A 14,586-nucleotide genomic window follows, 5' to 3' on the forward strand; every position below is an offset into this window, starting at 1 on the left:
CTTGACGCCCGCCGTGCGGGCTCTCCTTTCAAATGCGCACGTCGCCTTGTGGGCAACGTGCGGAAGTTCCTGCAGACCTCAGTCGATGCGCTTGGCCGACTTGATCAGGACAGGATCGATTGGCACGTTCTGCATGCCTTGCTTGGTGGTGGTCTGGGAATTGACGATGATATCGACCACGTCCATGCCCTTGACCACCTTGGCGAATACCGCGTAACCGGCATCGCGACCCGGGTCGAGGAAGGCATTGTCGGCCACGTTGATGAAGAACTGGCTGGTGGCCGAGTTCGGGTCATTGGTGCGGGCCATGGACAAGGTGCCGCGCACGTTATGCAGGCCGTTGCTGGCTTCGTTCTTGATCGGTGCTTCGGTCGGCTTTTGCGACATTTGCTGGGTAAACCCGCCGCCCTGGACCATGAAGCCCGGGATCACACGGTGAAAAATCGTGTTGGTGTAGAAGCCCTTGTCGACATAGGCGAGGAAATTCTTGGTGCTGATCGGCGCCTTGACCGGGTCGAGTTCGATTTCAATGTCGCCATTGGTGGTGGAGATCAATACGTGGGGCGCCTTGGCGGGCTCGGCCGCCATCAGGTTGGCAGCGAACAGAACGGAACCGGCAAGGAAGGCGATTTTTTTCAGCATGGGTCAGTGATCCTGGGTAGTGGTGTCGACGGTCTTTGGAAAATCGAGCAGGGTGGCGTCAAAGACTTCGGGTTGATCCAAGGGCGTGGCGTGGTGGACATTTTCAAACACCACCAGTCGCGCGTTGGGCAGCAGTTTTACATAGTTTTCTTTCTGCGCCACGGGTGAGTCGTCGTGGTCGGCGTTGATGACCTGGGTTGGACAGGCGATTCTGGAACGTTGTTCCTGTCGCCACAGCCCACATTGCGTCGAGCTTGCGCGATTGAACGCCGCTCATGGGTGGACTCCGTTTCAGGCTTGCCGAGGGGCCGCGAAGGGCGCGTCCAGCGCAGCGGTATCAAAGGTGCGCAGCAATTCCACGAGAATCTGCGTCGCCGGCCCCAGGGGTTTGTCCTTGTTCGAATACAAATAGAACGTGGGGTGGCGGCTGCCGCCCTGTTCCAGCGGCAGTTGCTTGAGCAGGCCTTCGGCGAGTTCGCGTTCGATCATGTGCCGGGGCAACCAGGCAAACCCCAGGCCGCTGCCCACGAACGCGGCGGCGGTGGCCAGGCTGCCGACGGTCCAGCGCTGTTCGGCGCCGAGCCAACCCACGTCGCGCGGTTGCTGGCGGCCGGAGTCGCGGATGACCACCTGCATCTGGCTTTCCAGGTCCTGGAAGCTCAACTCGCGGTTCATGCGGTGCAGCGCATGCTCGGGATGGGCCACGGCGATGAATTCCACATCGCTCATTTCGGTGCCCAGGTAACCGGGAATGCTGAAGCCGCAGATCGCCAGGTCAGCCACGCCTTCTATCAAGAGCTCCTCGACCCCGGACAACACCTCCTCGCGCAAGCGTACCCGGCAGCCTCGGCTCTGCGGCATGAAGGCGGTCAGGGCGCGTACCAGGCGCGCGTTGGGGTAGGCCGCATCCACGACCAGCCGCACTTCGGCCTCCCAGCCTTGTTCCATATGGTGGGCCAGATCTTCCAGTTGACTGGCATTCTTCACCAGTTGCCGCGAGCGGCGCAGCAGCACTTCACCCGCATCGGTGAGTACCGCCTTGCGTCCGTCGATGCGCAGCAGCGGCACGCCGAGTTGGTCCTGCATGCGCGCCACGGTGTAGCTCACCGAGGACTGCGAACGGTGCAGCGCTTCGGCCGCCTGGGCGAAGCCGCCATGGTCGACCACGGCCTGCAACGTGCGCCATTGATCAAGGGTCACGCGGGGCGCTTTCAAGATGAGCTCCTCTTGTCCTAAGCTGGCGGTCCTTATTGGAGACTGCCGAATGAGAAAATTGTGTTGTGTGTTGCTGGCGCTGCTGCCGATGAGCGCATTTGCCTACCCCATCGACGTGACGAAAAAGATCGACGGTGTAAGCATCGACTACACCGCGTCCGATGTTGACGGCGATATCAGCTCGATTCAGCTCAATAACTACGGCACCCAGGATGCGCTGTGTTCTGTCATCTTTACCAACGGCCCGGAAGCGCCGCGTCGTCGCACCGTCACCGTACCCGCAGGCAAAAGCACCCACACCACGGTCAAGTTCAACCGCGCGATCATCAAGATGCGAATCGCCCTGGCGTGCGCACCGAAATAAAGCGAGCGCGGAGCGCACTGTAGGCAAACTCCGCTTATAAACAAATTTATAGATGGGTTATAGCAGTTTTTTGCGCTTTTTAATCGAAGTGGCCATGGTTAATCTTTTTTCCATCGACTCACAGCATTTACCGATGGAGCCTACATAGCCATGTCCAACGTTCTGATCATCGAAAGCAGCGCCCGCCAGCAGGATTCGATTTCCCGCCAACTCACCCAGCAGTTCATCAGCCAGTGGCAGGCTATTCACCCAGGCGATCAGATCAGCGTGCGCGACGTGGCGCTCAACCCGGTGCCTCACCTGGACGCGAACCTGCTGGGCGGCTGGATGAAACCTGCCGAACAGCGCAGCCCGGTCGAACAGGCTTCCCTGGATCGCTCCAACGAATTGACCGACGAGCTGCTCGCCGCCGACGTGCTGGTGATGGCGGCGCCGATGTACAACTTCGCCATCCCCAGCACCCTCAAGGCCTGGCTGGACCATGTGTTGCGCGCCGGGGTGACCTTCAAATACACCGCCACCGGGCCGCAGGGTTTGCTGACCGGCAAGCGCGCCATCGTGCTCACCGCCCGTGGCGGCATTCACACCGGTGCTGCCTCGGATCATCAGGAACCGTATCTGCGCCAGGTCATGGCCTTTATCGGGATTCATGACGTCACCTTCATTCATGCAGAAGGGGTGAACCTGAGCGGTGATTTCCAGGAAAAAGGTATCAACCATGCCAAAGCCCTGCTCGCGCAGGTGGCTTGATCCTTTAATCGCCAGATAATCCCCCGGTGTTTATCTAGCCCCACGCAATCCCTTCAAGTACGCGTACCGAACCTCCCTTTGCACTTTTTGCTCCTGAGTGCTCCTGCCCGACTGCCGCTTCAGCGAGGTCGGGTTTTTTTTGTCTCGAGTTTCTTCAAGCATCGAAAAGCTTTAATGTCGCGCCCATTCGAAACGAGGCGCACATGGGCTATCTACTGGTTGTCACCCTGATTCAGGCATTTTCCTTCAGCTTGATCGGCGAATACCTCGCCGGTCACGTCGACAGCTACTTCGCAGTACTGGTGCGTGTGGTACTGGCCGGGTTGATCTTTATTCCACTGACCCGCTGGCGCTCGGTGGCACCGGCATTCATGCGCGGCATGCTGGTCATCGGTGCGCTGCAGTTCGGCGTGACCTACGTGTGCCTATATCTGAGCTTTCGCGTACTGACGGTGCCGGAGGTGTTGCTGTTCACGATCCTTACACCGTTGCACGTGACCCTGATCGAAGACGCGCTCAACCGGAGGTTCAATCCCTGGGCACTGGTCGCCGCACTGGTGGCGGTGGCGGGGGCGGCGGTGATTCGCTTCGACCAGATCACCCCGAACTTCCTGATGGGCTTTGTGCTGCTGCAACTGGCCAATTTCACCTACGCCGCCGGGCAAGTCCTGTACAAGCATCTGGTGGCACGCTATCCGAGCGATCAGCCGCACTACCGACGCTTCGGTTATTTCTACCTGGGCGCCTTGCTGGTGGTGTTGCCCGCGTTCCTGCTGTTCGGCAAGGCGGATTTCCTGCCCCAGGCGCCGCTGCAATGGGGTGTGCTGGTGTTCCTGGGGGTGATCAGTACCGCGCTGGGCATGTACTGGTGGAACAAGGGGGCGTGCCTGGTCAATGGCGGCACCCTCGCGGTGATGAACAACCTGCATGTGCCGGTGGGGCTGCTGCTGAACTTGCTGATCTGGAACCAGCATGAGCCGCTGGGAAGGCTGGCCCTGGGCGGTTTGGTGATTCTGGGGGCGGTGTGGGTCAGTCGATTGGGTATTAAGCCGCGTCTGGCGTAGAGTCTGCGACCTGAAGGTGCCAGTGATGTGTGAGCGGTAATGAAAGTGTGTTATCGAAAGGAACAGTGTGGGGGTGGCAGAGTGGACAAGGTCGATGAGCTGATAATTGCTGCCTTGAAGGACGACTCCCGAGTCAGCCTTGCGGAACTGGCGCGCCAGGTTCACAAGTCTCGAACCGCCGTGGAGTCGCGGGTTCAAAAACTGATCGAAAAGGGCATCATCCTGCGCTTCACCATCAACGTCGCTGAGGGTGATGAGACCCAGCAATCGGCATTTTTGATGCTCAAGCTCAACGGTAGCAGCTGCCACCTGGTGTTTCCGAAGATCTACCAGTATCGCGAGGTAGTGCAGGCCTATTCATTGTTTGGCGACGTGGACATGATGCTCGAGGTGCGCTACCGCAATTTTGAAGAGTTGATGGTGTTCAAGGAGAGCCTGCTCAAGATCGAGCATGTGAATGAGGTGGTGGTCAATCCGGTGCTCAAGGCCTGGCGCTAGGCCGCTGCCGTCCGCGACGGCAGCAGCTGCGCCCGATCAGGCTGACGCGTGGTCGTGGAAGGTTTCGAGAAAGTAGTGATTCAGGGCCGGCATTGTCTGGCGCAGGGTGTCCACGAATTCTGCGATGACCGTCTGGTTGAATTCGAACGTGGTGTCGTCATGCCCCAGTACCACCACCAGCAGGCTGGACGATGCGTTCGTCAGTCTGAAGTCATGGGCATCGGCATCGACTTTGCCGATGCTCGCCAAGGGCACGTCGCCGCAGGTATAGACGATGTCGCCCGCGGGGATCATGACGTCCTTCTTGGCAAACAACGGGCGGAAGGCCCGCGGTGCCGGCGAGCGCATGACATGGATATCGTCCCGCTGATGATAGGTGTGTACACCTATGCTGACGCCGTGTCGGATCGCCACGGCGTTATAGGCATCGACGACGTTATTGATGGGGCGCACACCGTTGGCGATGAAGCGCCGCAGCAGTTTTTCGTTGGCGCTGACCGTGTTGGTGTAGCCGAGCTTTTCAAGCTGCCGGGCAAACCCTTCGTAAACGGGATTGGCGTCCAGTTCATTGAGGTGTGAGGCCACATGATTCAAGTTGCTCTGCAAGAGACTGACGAAGCTCTGGTCGTCAGACACGCTGATGTTTTCGACAACGGCGGCGCACGCGTTATTGAGGCCCAGGTCCAGGGCTGACTGTTGAATGATCAAACGACTTTTCATGCCCTTAGCTCCATAGCTTATTGCGCAGAAGTTGCGTGCTGGCATCCAGCTGTTGCAGGCTTGGGTGCTGCAACCAGAACAGCCCCGGGCAGGTGGCGAAGTCGATCGTGACCGGCGTGGTATCGCCCGGGCTGAGGAAGAAGCGATGACCGCAATAGGCTTCATCCAGCATTGCGCTCTGCAGCGCCTGTGGTGAAGGCGCGGTAAAGGTGCGGCGTTCGTCGGAACAGAAAAAGCCGATACGACCATGGCTGATCTCGCGTGCGGCACCGGCCGGCGGGCGAGGCCGGCCGAGGTAGCTGTCGATGGCCAGCGATAACAGGTCCGGCTGGTACACCTGTTGGAACAGCAGCGGGGCGATACCGCCATGCAAACGCCCGCCCGCTTCAATCATCACCGGGCCGGTGTCGGACCAGATGATTTCCATATGAATCGGCCCGATCTCGATGCTCAGGGCCGCCGCTGCCTGACGCGCGTAGTCGATCAGAGGTTGCAGCTCTTGCGCCTGCGGATCGAGGGTGTCCAGGCTTTCATAGACAAACTTGCTGCCGTTTTTGTGGATCTTGGTGTATTTGCACACCGTGGCGATGGTGTACTCGCCATCAAAGGCGACCATGTCCACCACGTACTCCGGGCCCGACACGAACGGCTGTACGATAAACCCGAGGTTGAACTCCCCAAGGTCGTTTTTCTGCCGCCAGGCCGCGTTGTTCAAGGCGGTTTCCACTTCGTGCTTGCCCTGGGCGAATACCACGCCTTCGGTGGCGGCCGAATTCAATGGCTTGACCACGTAGGTGGCCGCGTCCTCCAACGAGTCGACGACTTCCCGGATGCGGGTTGGCGAACTCAACAGTTGCGACGCAATGTTTGCCAGTCCGTGTTTCTTGAGCGCTTGCTGCATGGAAAACTTGTTGCGCCGCAGGTCGCTGGTGATGCGGCTGTTGCCCGCAATACGCAGCACTTCGGTGAGGTAATCGGTGAGATAGATCGCGGTCTCGCAGCCTGCGATCACCGCGCTCAATGAAAGCGTCTCGAGGGTTTCCAGCAGGCTCTCTTCCCAGTGGTAGACCTGTTCGAAATCTTCCCTGATCAGGTCATCGGTGAAGTGCCTGGGCAACGTGTCGGCGGATATCACCGCGATACACTTCACGCCCTGGGCCTTGAACAACGGGGCGTAGAGTTTGCCGGTGGAGAACGGGTCGACGATCAGTACGGTTTGCAATTGAGGCATTCCTTATTCAAGGGTCGCGGTGGCCGGGACCGCCGGTGTGAGGTTCCACGCCAGCACGGCGGCGGCCAACAGGCCGGCGGAGACGATCATCAACACGCGCGCACCTTCCAGCCCGAGAAATCCTGCGGTGGTAAAAAACGTCAGGATCATGGGCGCCGAACCACTGACCAGCAGGTAATAGAGCGAACTTTTTGCAGCGATCACGTCGGCCACCCGAGCGTTGGGCGCCGACTCGATCAGGTTTTTACGCAATTGGATGCGCAGGCTGTTGATGCAAAAGCCCAGCAGGAACGCGGCCGCCATCATCACGTAGAGGTTCTGGAAATACACGATTGCCACGTCGGCCAGCAGCACCAGCACGATGGCGCTGTAGCTGTTGAGCTTGATACGTGGCAGCACCGCCGCACTGAAGGCACCCAGGCCCGCCAGGCCGCTGGCCACGCCGAACAGGGTGGCGTTCCACTCATTGAGCTTTTGGAACACGATCGGCACCAGGCTGTTGAAGGCGCCGATATGGAACCCGATCATGCTTAACACGATGATCAGCACGTAAAGGTTTCGCGGCAGGTTCAGTGCCTGGGCGACAGGGCTGTCGCTGGCCTGCTCGGCGGTGTCGGCGCTGGGCGTGGCCTGCACGAAAAGGATCGCCGCCAGCGAGACAATCGCCGCCAGGCTGATGATCTGAAGGGTCTGGCTGACCGAAAACACGTCCACGATCACCCCGCCCAGCAGCGCGCCGCCAAAGGCACCGATCTGGATGGACGTTTGCATCAGCCGCGCCGAGGTGTCGCTGTCGGTCGCACCGGCCAACACCAGCTTGGTATTTTTCGACTCGAGGGTGCTGATGGTGAAATAGTCGGTGACACCGACCACAAACGCGATGGCCAGGAAGCCGATGGGCAACACGGCGGCGTTCGTGAACGACAGGCCAAGCACGGCGGCGAACGCGGTCAGGCGGATGTACAGCAGGCGTTTCATGCTCAGTTCAATGGTGAAAAACTTGCCGATGTATTGTTCGCACACATACGGCACTACGGTCGCCACGCACAGCGTAGCCCCCACCAGGAATGTCGAGCCGGTGGTTTCCAGGCCGAACCAGACCATGGCAATCACAATCGCCATGTCCAGGCCGGTAAACAGGGTCACGATCGAATAAAACGCTGTCAGTGTTGATTTAGTGGTCATAGGGGTCAGTCGTAACGAGAAAGTTTGAGTAAAGGCACACACCGCTCGGTGTCACCCACGACGGTACTGAACTGGTTCCTGACGCGAACGGTGGGTGGCGACTTCTTTTCCAGGTTGCACACCTTGTAAGCGTTGTCGTGCCACGGGCAGATCACACTTTGCCCGTCGCCTGTGGTTTCACCCATGTGCAAAGGGCCGCCGCGATGGGGGCAAGTGGTCGGCAGCAGCTGCGTCGAATAGGTGTGACGCTTGAGAAAATAGGTGGTGTTTTCCACGGCCACGTAGTTGGCGTCGGTAAGGTTCAGGCGGATAGCTTTCATGGGGTGCCTACTCAAAGTGCCGTGACGGTATAGGTGCAGGACGGGCTGACGACGCGGGTGCCATGCAGCATGCCCTTGGGAATCACCACGCCTTCCCCGGCCTTCAGGCGCACGCTGAGTTCGGGGCTTGCGACAAAATCCAGCTCGCCGGTTTCAACCCAGAACAGCTCGTCATTGGGGTGGGTGTGCGGCACCGAGAGTTCGTGCTCGGCCTCGGTAATGCGCAGGTCCACCGGCTTCAGGCCGTTTCGGGCGGCAGCCAGTGCACGGTGTTCATCCAGCTCGTCATGCCATTTGATATGGGCGTAAAGCTCTTCGTCGGCGATGTCCTGCAGCAACCTGAACTCTTCGAAACCGCGGACGAGGTCAGGAATGATCTTGCTGCCAAATTGCTTGATCATGGGCAGGATGAGGCGCTGCAGGGCCATTCTTCCGTGATGCACATCGATGTGTGAATGTTCATCGAAATAGTCGGTGGAGACGCTGTCGCCGAAAATGGCCTTGATGGCGCTCGACTGGTGTTTGGTGGTGAGCGCCAGGGTGGCCTCGGTGTAATACATCGCGCCAATGTAGCGGAACAGCTCGCCGTGGTTGGCGGACACATAATGGAAGTAGTTGGTCAGCGACAAGGAACCTGCGGTGTAGAACTGCCAGTAATGGTGCACATGATGAGACATGCCCATGTCTTTGAGCATGTCTTCAAAAATGGTGCTGTGCTTCTTTTTATCGACGCCGTAGCCATATTCATCGATCAGGATCTTGAACAACTCGCTGGTGTACACACCGCAGTTGCCCAGCACATTACGCGCCATCGCCGACGCTTCACTGAGGAAATCGCCGGCGCATTGGGTCATGAAGAAACGCGCGGCACGTTCAGGGTTGCGGCTGGTGGTCAGTACCTTGTGCAACTTGGACTCGGAGTGCGCGACCTCCTCCAGGACTTTGTCGGTGTGGGCGACAAACGACTCCAGGCACCACGAACCGTTGATATGCACTTCTTGCTTGAGCCAGTCGTACAGATATTGCTCGAGCAACGGACGGATCTTCTTGCCGCTGGCAGCGTGCTCGGGGTCGTAGAACTGTTTGAACGCCTTGAGATCGAGTTCCATGGGCGGTTTTGGCAGAAATACCAGGTCCTGCTCATAGATATTCAGTAACAAGCGTTGCGCCAATAGATGCTGGCTGTCTGAAAGTTGGTCGCTTGTCAGGCGAGTACTGATAATTACATCTGAAATATCCTGCGGCCGAGAAGGGCGCTGGAAAGGGCTGTTGGTATAAAAGCTGCGCGGCTGGGCAAAAGCCTGGGCACCACCGTAGTGCGTAAGCGCCTCGGCATCCGAACTGAGTGCGAAGTGTGGCGCATCATCTGACAGCTTAGTTGTCCATAACATAAGAAGTGCCTTTTGGCTGATTTGTTCGATGCCCAGATGCTATAGATTTGGTTTTTCTAAAAACAGATTGAAAATCGGGTGCGTAGATAGTGAATTTCACTAAACGCATAGGCGGAGTCTTCTTTGTCAGTTGGGTCAGTTGATTTTTTTCAGGGCGACGACTACACATGTTCGTCGGCTTTTTTCAGGCACGCCCCGGGTGCCCGTCAATCGGCAGCAGGAAAGGAATCCAGGAGAAACGTCATGTGTATCAGCCAGTTGAAGACAGAAGGCGTATTTGATTTGGGTGAGGCCGAAGGTCAGCGCCGCGCCGTGCGCCGTGCTGCGACAGGTACTGATACCGACCCTTGAACGCGCAAAAAAACCTGGGGTCAGGCCGTCATTGAGTGTGCACTTCGCGCGCTCATTGCCTGGGACTTCAGGTTCGACGGCTCATTCGAGTCGTTTCGTTATTAGTTAACTCATTCATCGGCTGGCCGTGAGGCACGTCGACGTACGTGTGCCCGACAGTCAGTCGTCGGCGAGTGGGTTATTGCTGTTTGTCAGGGTCGATGGGGAGTTATTGGCGCGGTAAGGCTGATAGTTCGGATCGCCCGCAAGTTGTCATTTTAATTGTTGAGTTCAACTTTATAACCCAGGTGCGAAATGTCTAAAGTTCCATTGTTGTGTTTTCCGTTTGCGGGTGCCGGTCCTTCTGTTTTCCAACCCTGGAAGGCGTTGGCGGGTGAGCGGTTTGAGGTGTTACCGGTGACATTGCCTGGCCGCGAGCGGCGTTTCGTCGAGCCGGCCTATCGGTCGGTCAAGGCGGCGATCGAGGGCAGCCTGGCGCAAGTGCTCGAACTGCTGGCAGGGCGTAGCGAAGTGGTCATTTTCGGCCACAGCATGGGGGCCGTGCTGGCGTTTGAAATGGCGCGCAAACTCTGCGCAGTCACGTCGGTGAAGGTTGTGCATCTGGTGGTCAGCGGCTCGCCCGGCCCCCTGTGCCCGCGTGAGGCGAAGGCCACCGGCCTGAGCGATGACATGTTCCTGGCGCAGGTTGCCTCGTTCGCCGGTTACAACCATCCGGCGCTCAGCAACCCGGACATGCGCGCCATGCTGCTGCCGTCCCTGCGCGCCGACGTCGAGCTGCATGAAGGTTACCTGCCGGAATCGGACCAGCCGTTGCCGGTGCCTGTGCTGTCGATACGTGGCGTGGAAGATGACCTGGTCACTCGCGATCAGGCCGCGCAGTGGGCCAGCGCCACCAGCGTCGGCTTTACCGCCCTGGAGGTCGAAGGTGGGCACATGTATTTGAGCGAAAACCCCGAGGCCGTCTTGCAGGCGATCCACACCGTCCTGGCGGGCGTCACACCGGAGGCGGCTCATGCGGCTGGTTGACAAGACTGCAGTGATCACTGGCGCGGCCCGTGGGCTGGGGCGGGCGTGTGCGGTGCATTTTGCTGAACAGGGCGCCGACCTGGTGTTGCTGGACGTGGCTGCGGATATCGAAGGCGTCCCCTATGCGTTGGGCACGCTCAGCCAGTTGGACTACACCGCGCAGCTGTGCCGCGACCACGGCGTTTCGGTGCTGACGGCTCAAGTCGATGTGCGGTGCGGTGAGCAAATTGACGCGGCGATCGCCACGGCACTGGAGCGTTTTGGGCGGATTGATGTGCTGGTCAACAACGCCGGGATTGCCGCGCCGTCCGGGCAGATGATCCATGAGATTTCCGAAGAACAATGGCAACTGATGATTGACGTTGACCTGACCGGCGCCTGGCGAATGATCAAGGCGGTCGGGCACTGCATGGTGGCCCAGCGCAGCGGCAGCATCATCAATATCGCCTCCACCGCGGGCTTGGTGGGGTACCGCAATTTCGCCGGCTACGTCAGTGCCAAGCACGGCATTGTCGGCTTGACCAAGGCCGCGGCGCTGGACTTCGCGCCCTTCAAGGTGCGGGTCAACGCGCTCTGCCCAGGCTCGGTACGGGACGATCCCAAGGTGGAAGGCCGGATGCTGTCGGAGATTGCACGTTCACTCGAAGTGCCCACCGGCGAGCATGAAGAAATCTTCGTCCAGGCCCAGCCGATGAACGCCTTGATTGAGCCGCAGAGCATCGCCACGACAGCGATATGGCTGGCATCCGACGACGCGCGCCAGGTGACGGGCAGCGTGATTGCGGTCGACGGCGGTTTTACTGCCCGCTGATGGCAGGCGTCTTTCATCTCTTTGCAGGGCTCGCGGTGGTGCAGACCCCAGAGCAATAAGGGCAGGTTCAAAATGGATAGTTTACTTAGCACTGCGGTGGCGACTGAGCCTCAGTCTGTTCAGCGTTCCGTCCTGGTGGGCGCCAAGCGCCGCGATGGCGCCTATTGCCACGGTGTGCGTTACAGGGTCAGCGGCGTTTCTGATGTGACGCAGCTTCAACAGCATTATTCGCGTGTGGTGGCCCGCTATTTGTCCGATGGCAATACGCACGAGGCGCCGGTGGCCTACACCCTCTGGCATGAAACGGTTGCCGCGCAGTCCGGGGATGCCTTGGCGTTGCGCCGGGCCGAGGCGCAGTTGCGACAGCCACTTTCACCGTCGAGCCCTGCCGCGTTGCGGGCAGTGTTGCTGGAATACCAGGATAGCGTGTGCGACCTGATCCTGATCGCGCGTCGCGGCCAACTGGACCGGCGCTCGTTGCTGCTGCTGGGGGATGCCTTGCTGTGTGGCGGCGACCAGCCGCTGCAACCGCTGGCGCTCACGCAGGCCACCGGCTTGCCCGACGTGCAACGCTTGGAGGAAGAGCGTTTTGCCGCACCGGAATGGGCGCTGGGAGAGCCTGGCCAGGCGGCGCTGGTGTCACGTTTCCAACTGCCTCTGACGCCGCAGCAGACCGGCAGCGCCAGCAGTTGGCTGGCGGCGTTGGCGGTGACCCTGGGCCAATACGCCGAGGCGTTGCCCTGCGAGATCGCGACGCTGGTGCAGGACGACCAGCGCCCACCTTTCGCCATGGGCGCCTACGAGCGGCTGGTGCATGTGCCGATTGAGGCGCAGGGCACGTGTGCCGCTTTGCAGGCCACTGTCGCGACGCAACTGGCGCGTCTGGAGGACGCGCCGGCCGGGCCGCTCAAGGCTTTTGTGGCGGCCATGATTGCCCGCGATCCCGAGGCAGACCTGGCGCCCCTCAGCGACTACCAGTCGTCCTTGAGCCGCTTGTATTCGCTGCTGTTCGTGCGTGACCAGAATGCCCAGGGCGAGGCCTATCTTGAGTGCGCCTACCATTGCCAGTCGTTCAATGACGAGGTTATCCGGCACTTTGCGCGGTCACTGGTGCATGTTCATCAGCAAGTGCTCGAGCTGCCCGAGGCCCAGGTAAACAGCCTGTGCCTGCTCAGCGACACCCATGCGCTGCAGGTCGGTTCACTGGGCCGCACCGTCCAGGCTGAAGACCCGCTGCCGCGCATCGAGCAGCGCTTTGCCGAGCAGGCGCGCCTGCGTCCCCAGGCGCTGGCGCTGTCGTTTGAAGGGCAGCGCCTCACCTATGAAATGCTGGACCAGCAGAGCAGCCAGTGGGCCCATGTTTTGCGCGCCGAAGGCGTCGCGCAGGGGGATCTGGTCGGCGTCTGCCTGGAGCGCTCCCTGGAGCTGGTGGTCATGCTGCTCGCGCTGCTCAAGGCCGGTGCAACCTATGTACCGCTGGACCCGGCGTACCCGGCCGAAAGGCTGGCCTACACCGTGGACAATGCACGCATCGGCCTGGTCGTCAGCAGCCAGGCGCAGTTCCCAGGCCCGGTCCGGTTGCTCTCTGTGCAGGCAATTGTCGAGCGCAGCGTTGATTATCCGCCCGTCGCGCCTGTGCACACCGGCGACTCGCAGGCGCCTGCTTATGTCATCTACACCTCCGGTTCCACCGGCAAGCCCAAAGGTGTGGTGGTCCGCCACTGCAACCTGCTCAGCCTGCTCATCGGCACGCAGGACGACTTCAAGCTGTCCGCCTCCGATACCTGGACACTGTTCCACTCCAGTGCGTTTGATTTCTCCGTCTGGGAAATGTGGGGCTGCCTGCTGACCGGCGCGCATCTGGTGGTAGTGCCGTATTGGGTCTCCCGGTCGGCCCGGGAGTTTCACCAATTGTTGGTGCGTGAGCGGGTCACGGTGCTGAATCAGACCCCGTCGGCTTTTTCGCAATTGATCGACGCCGACGAGCACAGCGACGAGGCCCTGGCGCTGCGCCTGGTGGTGTTTGGCGGCGAACCTCTGGATGCCAGGATGCTGGTGCGCTGGTTCGACCGTCACCCCGAGTCTGTATGCCGGATGGTGAACATGTTCGGTATCACCGAAACCACGGTGCATGTCACGGCGCAAACCATCACCCGTCGCGAGGCGCTCCAGGCCACTCGCTCGGTGGGACGACCCGTGGACGGCTGGCACGTTTACATCATGGACGAGGCGGGCCGCTTGCTGCCGCCAGGCGTGAGTGGCGAGATCTGTGTGGCCGGTGCCGGGGTAGCGCTGCACTACCTGAACCAGCCGCAACTGACCGCCGAGCGTTTTATCGAGGGGCCGGCCCACATTGGCCGACTCTATCGCAGCGGTGACAAGGGGCGCCTGCGTCCGGATGGGCGGCTGGAGCACCTTGGCCGCCTGGACAGCCAGATCAAATTGCGTGGTTTTCGTATCGAACTGGATGAGATCCGCTCGGTGCTGCTGCAAGTCAACGCGGTGGTCGCCGCTGCGGTGGTGCTCAATCAGGGTAAGCCAGGGGATGCGGCATCGGCGCGACTGGACGCCTACATCGTGCTCAACGGCGGCAGCGTGCAGGAGGTGCGCCAGCATGCCGGCAAGTTCCTGCCGGAGTACATGCTGCCGGCGACCTTCACCGTGCTGGATGTGCTGCCCCTGACCGCCAATGGCAAGCTCGATGCACGGGCCTTGCCGGCACCGGCCCTGCAAGGGCTCGCCGCTGCGCCGAGCAAGAAAGCAGGCGTGGTGGGGGATGACGTGACCCAGGCCCTGGTGGCGATCTGGGAGACGGTGCTCGGCGTTCCGGTGGCGCTGGACGACAACTTCTTCGAGCTGGGGGGCAACTCCCTGTACGCGGTGCGTATCGATGCTCTGTTGCGTGAGCAACAGTTGCCTTCGATTCCAATGCGCGAGATCTACATCCAGCAGACCGTGCGCAACCTCGTGGCGTTTCTGCAGGCCGCCGAGGGTGAGCCCTCGACTGCGGGGGTGTGA

At 60.3% G+C, this 14,586-nt stretch carries 14 protein-coding genes and 1 pseudogene; 7 read left to right on the forward strand and 8 right to left on the reverse strand.

Going from position 1 to position 14,586, the window contains the following annotated elements; all coding sequences use genetic code 11:
• Positions 1 to 78: 78 nt before the first annotated feature.
• From CIB54_RS02300 to CIB54_RS02310, 3 genes and pseudogenes are all read right to left on the reverse strand, one after another.
• Positions 79 to 642, reverse strand: coding sequence for a peptidylprolyl isomerase (locus tag CIB54_RS02300; RefSeq protein ID WP_065949761.1), 564 nt, complete (start codon positions 640 to 642; stop codon positions 79 to 81).
• A 3-nt stretch (positions 643 to 645) separates the two neighbouring features.
• A pseudogene (locus tag CIB54_RS02305) lies at positions 646 to 870 on the reverse strand (alpha/beta fold hydrolase); the annotation flags it as partial.
• Positions 871 to 933: 63 nt separating this feature from the next.
• Complete coding sequence (locus CIB54_RS02310) at positions 934 to 1,857, reverse strand: LysR family transcriptional regulator (RefSeq protein ID WP_065949760.1); 924 nt, start codon at positions 1,855 to 1,857, stop codon at positions 934 to 936.
• A gap of 49 nt (positions 1,858 to 1,906) precedes the next feature.
• Here CIB54_RS02310 and CIB54_RS02315 point away from each other — a divergent pair, with 49 nt between their 5' ends.
• The 4 genes from CIB54_RS02315 to CIB54_RS02330 all read left to right on the forward strand — a co-directional run bounded on the left by CIB54_RS02315 (position 1,907) and on the right by CIB54_RS02330 (position 4,533).
• On the forward strand, positions 1,907 to 2,221 hold the full coding sequence (locus CIB54_RS02315) for a 3-phosphoglycerate kinase (RefSeq protein WP_065949759.1): 315 nt from the start codon (positions 1,907 to 1,909) through the stop codon (positions 2,219 to 2,221).
• A 150-nt stretch (positions 2,222 to 2,371) separates the two neighbouring features.
• On the forward strand, positions 2,372 to 2,971 hold the full coding sequence (locus CIB54_RS02320; RefSeq protein ID WP_065949758.1) for an FMN-dependent NADH-azoreductase: 600 nt from the start codon (positions 2,372 to 2,374) through the stop codon (positions 2,969 to 2,971).
• A gap of 203 nt (positions 2,972 to 3,174) precedes the next feature.
• A complete protein-coding gene (locus tag CIB54_RS02325; protein ID WP_065949757.1) occupies positions 3,175 to 4,035 on the forward strand; it encodes a carboxylate/amino acid/amine transporter in 861 nt (286 codons plus the stop codon).
• An 81-nt stretch (positions 4,036 to 4,116) separates the two neighbouring features.
• Positions 4,117 to 4,533, forward strand: a complete 417-nt coding sequence (locus tag CIB54_RS02330) for an Lrp/AsnC family transcriptional regulator (RefSeq protein WP_065949756.1) — start codon at positions 4,117 to 4,119, stop codon at positions 4,531 to 4,533.
• 36 nt (positions 4,534 to 4,569) lie between these two features.
• On the opposite strand, the gene CIB54_RS02335 is transcribed toward CIB54_RS02330, so the two are convergent.
• The 5 genes from CIB54_RS02335 to CIB54_RS02355 are packed head-to-tail and all read right to left on the reverse strand — an operon-like array spanning position 4,570 to position 9,380.
• Complete coding sequence (locus tag CIB54_RS02335; RefSeq protein ID WP_065949755.1) at positions 4,570 to 5,253, reverse strand: phenylalanine--tRNA ligase beta subunit-related protein; 684 nt, start codon at positions 5,251 to 5,253, stop codon at positions 4,570 to 4,572.
• Positions 5,254 to 5,257: 4 nt separating this feature from the next.
• Complete coding sequence (locus CIB54_RS02340) at positions 5,258 to 6,484, reverse strand: ATP-grasp domain-containing protein (RefSeq protein ID WP_065949754.1); 1,227 nt, start codon at positions 6,482 to 6,484, stop codon at positions 5,258 to 5,260.
• Positions 6,485 to 6,487: 3 nt separating this feature from the next.
• Positions 6,488 to 7,669 carry an MFS transporter gene (locus CIB54_RS02345; RefSeq protein WP_065949753.1) on the reverse strand — a complete coding sequence of 394 codons (1,182 nt, stop codon included), beginning with the start codon at positions 7,667 to 7,669 and terminating at the stop codon, positions 6,488 to 6,490.
• A gap of 5 nt (positions 7,670 to 7,674) precedes the next feature.
• Positions 7,675 to 7,989, reverse strand: a complete 315-nt coding sequence (locus tag CIB54_RS02350) for a Rieske 2Fe-2S domain-containing protein (RefSeq protein WP_065949752.1) — start codon at positions 7,987 to 7,989, stop codon at positions 7,675 to 7,677.
• Positions 7,990 to 8,000: 11 nt separating this feature from the next.
• Positions 8,001 to 9,380, reverse strand: a complete 1,380-nt coding sequence (locus CIB54_RS02355; RefSeq protein WP_232790518.1) for an iron-containing redox enzyme family protein — start codon at positions 9,378 to 9,380, stop codon at positions 8,001 to 8,003.
• 645 nt (positions 9,381 to 10,025) lie between these two features.
• Here CIB54_RS02355 and CIB54_RS02360 point away from each other — a divergent pair.
• From CIB54_RS02360 to CIB54_RS02370, 3 genes are all read left to right on the forward strand, one after another.
• Positions 10,026 to 10,757 (forward strand): thioesterase II family protein, encoded by a 732-nt coding sequence (locus CIB54_RS02360; protein ID WP_065949751.1) that lies wholly within the window; start codon positions 10,026 to 10,028, stop codon positions 10,755 to 10,757.
• The gene (locus tag CIB54_RS02365) at positions 10,744 to 11,568 is read left to right on the forward strand and encodes an SDR family oxidoreductase (protein WP_101218430.1); all 825 of its coding nucleotides are present in this window, start codon (positions 10,744 to 10,746) and stop codon (positions 11,566 to 11,568) included. Before CIB54_RS02360 ends, CIB54_RS02365 begins: the two co-directional genes overlap by 14 nt.
• Before the next feature lie 72 nt (positions 11,569 to 11,640).
• The gene (locus CIB54_RS02370) at positions 11,641 to 14,586 is read left to right on the forward strand and encodes an amino acid adenylation domain-containing protein (RefSeq protein ID WP_198557179.1); all 2,946 of its coding nucleotides are present in this window, start codon (positions 11,641 to 11,643) and stop codon (positions 14,584 to 14,586) included.

Origin of the sequence: Pseudomonas fluorescens, assembly GCF_002837185.1 — a bacterium.
GTDB lineage: Bacteria > Pseudomonadota > Gammaproteobacteria > Pseudomonadales > Pseudomonadaceae > Aquipseudomonas > Aquipseudomonas fluorescens_AM.